Here is a 4,918-nt window from a genome sequence, read left to right on the forward strand (position 1 = left end):
ACCGCCGACTATTATCTTGCTCCGCTCGCCGCCGTGCTGCGGATGGCGCTGTCGTCCACCTCGGCGCTGGAAGGCGGCAAGACCATCGTCGAATATCGCGCGACCGGCGAGGTGCCGCCGCGCATGACCGCCCAGCGCGAGCAGGCGCTGGAGCGGATCGGCGACCGCCAGGGGCTGATCCGCGAGCTGGCGACGATCGCCGACGTGTCCGACGCGGTGATCCGCGGGCTGGTCAAGGCCGGCGCGCTGGAGGGGCGGGCGGTCGATCTCGACAGCCCCTTCCCCGAACCCGATCCCGATCACGCCCCGCCGGTGCTCAGCACCGAACAGGCCTATGCCGCCGGCATCCTGCAAGCGGCGACCGCGACCGCCGAATTCGAGCCATTCCTGCTCGACGGCGTCACCGGATCGGGCAAGACCGAGGTTTATCTGGAGGGGGTGGCCGAGGCGCTGCGCGAGGGCAGGCAGGCGCTGATCCTGCTGCCGGAGATCGCGCTGACCGAACCGTTCCTCAAGCGGTTCCACGCGCGGTTCGGGGTCGAGCCGGTGGCGTGGCATTCGGGCCTGCGGCAGGCGCAGCGGCGGCGCGCGTGGCGGCAGATCGCGGCGGGGCAGGCGAAGGTGGTGGTCGGCGCGCGATCGGCGCTGTTCCTGCCGTATCGCGACCTGGGCATCATCGTCGTCGATGAGGCGCACGAGACCAGTTTCAAGCAGGAAGACGGCGTCCATTATCACGCGCGGGACGTCGCGGTGATGCGCGGGCATTTCGAGGGGTGCCCGGTGGTGCTCGCCTCCGCCACCCCGGCGATCGAGACGCGGCACCAGGTCGAGCTGGGCCGCTACCGCGAGCTGAAGCTGCCCGGCCGCTATGGCAAGGCGGAGCTGCCGGCGATCGAGGCGATCGACCTGCTCGCCGACCCGCCCGAGCGCGGCCGCTGGATCGCGCCGAAGCTGGTCGGTGCGATCGACGCGACGCTGGCACGCGGCGAGCAGGTGCTGCTGTTCCTCAATCGGCGCGGCTATGCGCCGCTGACGCTGTGCCGGACGTGCGGGCACCGCTTCCAGTGCCCCAATTGCACCGCGTGGATGGTCGAGCACCGGCTGATCCGGCGGCTGGCCTGCCATCATTGCGGCCACGTCATCCCGACACCGCGCGCCTGCCCCGAATGCGATGCGGAGGACAGCCTGGTCGCGTGCGGCCCCGGCGTCGAGCGCATCGCCGACGAGGCGACCGCGCTGTTCCCGGACGCCAAGGTCGCGATCGTCACCAGCGACACCATCTGGTCCCCGGCCAAGGCGGCCGAGTTCGTCGCGCGGATGGAGGCGCAGGCGATCGACATCGTCGTCGGCACCCAGTTGGTGACCAAGGGCTATCACTTCCCCAACCTGACACTGGTCGGGGTGATCGACGCCGATCTGGGGCTGGAGGGCGGCGACCTGCGCGCGGCCGAGCGTACGTTCCAGCAGATCATGCAGGTCGCCGGTCGGGCGGGGCGCGGCGAGAAGCCGGGCACGGTGCTGGTCCAGACCCATGCCCCCGGCGCGCGCGTGATCGAGGCGCTGGTCTCCGGCGACGCCGAAAGCTTCTACGCCGCCGAGACCGAGGCGCGGCGCGACGCCGACGCGCCGCCGTTCGGCCGGTTCGCCGCGATCGTGGTGTCGAGCGAGGACAAGGACGCCGCGCACGACACCGCGCGGACGATCGCCCGCGCCGCGCCGCGCGTCGAGAACATGGACGTGTTCGGCCCCGCGCCGGCCCCGCTGGCGATGCTGCGCGGGCGCCATCGCTTTCGCCTGCTGGTCCATGCGACGCGCCAGATCGACGTGCAGGACGTCATCCGCGACTGGCTGGGCGCGCTGGAATGGCCGGCGAAGGTGCGCGTCGCGGTGGATGTCGATCCCTATAATTTCCTCTAGCCACCGGGCGATGTTGCTCTAGGATCGCGCCATGAAGGTACGTCTCCTGCTGGGGCCGCTGGCCTCGATCGCGTTGCTGCCCGCCGCCGCCCATGCCGAATGGCAGGAAGCCAGCTCCCGCCATTTCGTCGTCTATTCCGACGACAAGCCCGAGAACGTCCGCGCTTTTACCGAGCGGCTGGAGAAGTTCGACAGCGCGATCCGCCAGTTGCGCATGGCGCCCGAGGACCGGCGCGGCAAATCGGCGCGGGTGACGGTGTTCGTGCTCAACAACATCCCCGAGATCGAGAAATTGTCGGGGCAGAGCAACGTCGCCGGATTCTATATCCCGCGCGCCAGCGGATCGGTGGCGTTCACCCCGCGCAGCGGCGGCGCCGGGACGGACTATGGCATGACGCCGCAGGTGGTGCTGTTCCACGAATATGCCCACCACTGGATGCTGAGCAACTGGACCGACGCGGCGTTCCCGCCGTGGTTCGTCGAGGGGTTCGCCGAATTCCACGCCACCGCGCGCTTCACCTCCGACGGGGGCGTGATGTTCGGCGCGCCGCCGACCTATCGCGGCTATACCGTGTCGCGGCTCAACCTGCTGCCGATGTCGCGCCTGCTGCGGTTCGATCCCGGCAAGCTCGACCCGGAAGCGCGCGACGCGCTGTACAGCCGGGGCTGGGCGCTGACCCACTATCTGACCTTCGATCCCGAGCGGCGCAAGCGGCTGGCGGACTATATCGTCGCGATCAACTCGCATAAGTCGGCGGAAGAAGCTGCCACCGCGCTCGGCAACGTCTCCGGCCTCGACCTGACGCTGAGCAACTATGTGAAGCGTTCGCTGCCGGCCATCACCATCCCGGCGAGCCAGCTCACGGTCGGCGAGATCAAGCTCCGACAGCTCACCCCTGGCGAGGCGGCGGTGATGCCGGCGCGGATCGTGTCGACCCGCGCTGTGACGGACAAGACCGCGCCGGGCGTCGCTGAACTGGCCCGCCGGCTCGCCGCCCCGTTCCCGAGCGATCCCGGCGCGCAGAACGAGCTGGCCGAGGCCGAGTTCGACGCGAAGAATTATGCGGCGTCGGAAGCGGCGGCGGACAGGGTGATCGCCGCCGATCCCAGTTCGGTTCACGGGCTGATCTACAAGGGCAAGGCGCAGATCGAGCAATTGCTCGCCGCCAAGGTGACCGACGCGGCCAAATGGCAGGAAGCGCGCGGCTGGCTGATCAAGGCGAACAAGGCGGATACCGAGGATCCCTATCCGCTGGTCGAATATTATCTGAGCTTCCTCGCCGCCAAGGAGACCCCGCCCAAGAGCGCCGACGGCGCGCTGCTCTATGCCTATGCGCTGGCGCCCTATGACACCGACCTGCGCCTGCTCGCGGCGAACGTCTATCTGCAACAGGGCAAGGCGGCGGACGCGCGGGTCGCGCTCGGCCCGCCCGCCTACAGCATCGAGGACGGACGATCCGAATTCGCCGGCAAGGTGCTCGACGCGCTCGATCAGGGCGGCACCGAGGCGGCGCTGGCGATCCTGAAGAAGGATCGCGACGAGGCGAAGGACAAGAAGAGCGACGACGGCAAGGACGGGAAGGAGAAGGGCAAGGGCTGACGCGCGGCGCCGGTTGGTGGTGAAAGCGCGCTACCCCGCCACGATCTCCCGCAGCACGCCGTCGAGCAGCAGCATCCCGGCATCGGTGACGCGCAGCCGGGCGCCGTCGCGGACCAGCAGGCCCTGCGCGGCGAGGCGATCGACCGCGCGCTGATCGAGGATCGCGGGATCGGGGGTGATCCCCTCCGCCAGCCGCAACCCCATCAGCAGCGCCTCCATCGCGCGGGTGCGCGGATCGAGCGGTTCCTCACTCTCCGTGCCGTGGCCGTTGCGGTCGACCGCCGTCAGCCAGTTCTCCGGCTTCTTGCGGCGGAGCGTCGCCAGCCCGGCGCGCCGGCCGTGCGCGCCGGGGCCGATGCCGGCATAGTCGCGGTAGCGCCAATAGGCGAGGTTGTGGCGGCTCTCCGCGCCGGGGCGGGCGTGGTTCGACACCTCATAGCGCGGCAAGCCGGCGGCGGCGGTCATCGCGGCGGTCAGCTCGAACAGCTCGGCGGCATCGTCGCCATCGGGGATCGCGAGCTGGCCCTTGGCCGCGAGCGTGGCGAAGCGCGTGCCCGGTTCGATGGTCAGTTGATAGAGCGAGAGATGCTCGGTGCCGAACGCCAGCGCGCGCGCCAGTTCCGCTTCCCATTCGGGCAGGCTCTGGCCGGGGCGGGCATAGATCAGGTCGAAGCTGACGCGGGCGAAGGCGGCCTGTGCGGTGTCGAGCGCGGCGAGCCCCTCGCGCACGTCATGCGCGCGGCCGAGGAAGGCGAGCGCCGCGTCGTCGAGCGCCTGGAGGCCGAGCGACACGCGGTTGACCCCGGCGGCGGCGAGATCGCCGAACCGCGCCGCCTCGACGGACGAGGGGTTGGCCTCCAGCGTGATCTCGATGGCCTCGTCGAATCCCCAGGCACGTTCGGCCGCGTCCAGCACCGCCGCCACCGTTTCCGGCGGCATCAGCGACGGGGTGCCGCCGCCGAAGAAGATCGACCCTAGCCTGCGCCCGGGCAGCGCGGCGGCTTCATGCGCGAGGTCGGCGAGCAGCGCGTCGCGCCACCGCGCCTGATCGACCTGATCGCGGACGTGGCTGTTGAAGTCGCAATAGGGGCATTTGGAGACGCAGAACGGCCAGTGGACGTAGAGGGCGAGGGGGGGAGATGCGTGCATTGCCGTTGCGCCTGTCATCCTTTTCCCGGCGGGAGAAGGATACGAAGACTTGCCAGCTCGCTGGCTAGTCGGGGTTGGATGCGGGTGATACGATTCGACGATCCTCGTCGCCCTCACCCTCCCATGCGTCGCATGGGTCCCTCCCTCTCCCGCCGGGAGAGGGCTTTAGAATACCGCCGCCACGAGCTGGCGGAAGGCGTCGGCGCGGTGGCTGATCGCGTGCTTGGAGTCGGGGTCCATCTCACCGAACGT

The 4,918-nt window shown here is 70.0% G+C and carries 4 protein-coding genes; 2 read left to right on the plus strand and 2 right to left on the minus strand.

The window, feature by feature from the left end; all coding sequences use genetic code 11:
• Together VNR91_RS07735 and VNR91_RS07740 are read left to right on the plus strand one after the other, a co-directional pair.
• Positions 1-1,917 (plus strand): primosomal protein N' (locus VNR91_RS07735; protein WP_325490195.1); only part of this gene is annotated, 1,917 nt, incomplete at its 5' end.
• A 31-nt stretch (positions 1,918-1,948) separates the two neighbouring features.
• Positions 1,949-3,517: a hypothetical protein gene (locus VNR91_RS07740; protein WP_325490196.1), complete on the plus strand. Its 1,569-nt coding sequence runs from the start codon at positions 1,949-1,951 to the stop codon at positions 3,515-3,517.
• A 30-nt stretch (positions 3,518-3,547) separates the two neighbouring features.
• Here VNR91_RS07740 and hemW read toward each other — a convergent pair whose 3' ends face one another.
• Together hemW and VNR91_RS07750 are read right to left on the minus strand one after the other, a co-directional pair.
• Positions 3,548-4,666, minus strand: a complete 1,119-nt coding sequence (gene hemW, locus VNR91_RS07745) for a radical SAM family heme chaperone HemW (RefSeq protein ID WP_325490197.1) — start codon at positions 4,664-4,666, stop codon at positions 3,548-3,550.
• A gap of 165 nt (positions 4,667-4,831) precedes the next feature.
• On the minus strand, positions 4,832-4,918 hold an 87-nt coding region (locus tag VNR91_RS07750; RefSeq protein WP_325490198.1), incomplete at its 5' end, for a non-canonical purine NTP pyrophosphatase.

Origin of the sequence: Sphingomonas sp. (genome assembly GCF_035555815.1) — a bacterium.
Taxonomy (GTDB): domain Bacteria; phylum Pseudomonadota; class Alphaproteobacteria; order Sphingomonadales; family Sphingomonadaceae; genus Sphingomonas.

Coding starts and splice junctions, on each gene's coding strand:
- VNR91_RS07740 (WP_325490196.1), top strand. CDS start 1,949: ATGAAGGTACGTCTCCTGCTGGGGCCGCTGGCCTCGATCGCGTTGCTG.
- hemW (WP_325490197.1), bottom strand. CDS start 4,666: ATGCACGCATCTCCCCCCCTCGCCCTCTACGTCCACTGGCCGTTCTGC.